General features: G+C 70.1%; 1 protein-coding gene. It reads left to right on the forward strand.

What is annotated here, in order from left to right; genetic code table 11:
* Positions 1 to 451: phenylacetate--CoA ligase family protein (locus tag J5M58_RS26915; RefSeq protein WP_207880450.1), on the forward strand; the 451-nt coding region annotated here is incomplete at both ends.

Here is a 451-nt window from a genome sequence, read left to right on the forward strand (position 1 = left end):
CACCTGCCCCCCGCCGGGACGATGTTCCAAAGCGCGGCCCGGGCGGTCGGTGCGGCGGTCCTGCCCGCGGGCACGGGCCAGACCGAACTGCAGGTCCGCGCCGCGGCCGACATCGGCACCACGGCCTATTCGGGGACGCCCGATTACCTGAAGGTGATCCTCGACAAGGCGGACGAGATGGGTGTGGCGCTTGGCTTCACCCGCGCGCTGGTGTCGGGGTGCGCGCTCTTCCCCTCGCTGCGGCAGGGCTATGCCGACCGGGGCATCGCCACGCTGCAATGCTATGCGACCGCCGATGTCGGCCTGATCGCATATGAATCCGAGGCGATGGAGGGGATGATCGTGGACGAGGGCGTGATCGTCGAGATCGTCCGTCCGGGCACGGGCGACCCGGTGCCGGAGGGCGAGGTGGGCGAGGTGCTGGTGACCACGCTGAACCCCGATTATCCGC

It is taken from the genome of Pseudomonas sp. 32_A (assembly GCF_017490905.1).
Taxonomy (GTDB): domain Bacteria; phylum Pseudomonadota; class Gammaproteobacteria; order Pseudomonadales; family Pseudomonadaceae; genus Aquipseudomonas; species Aquipseudomonas inefficax.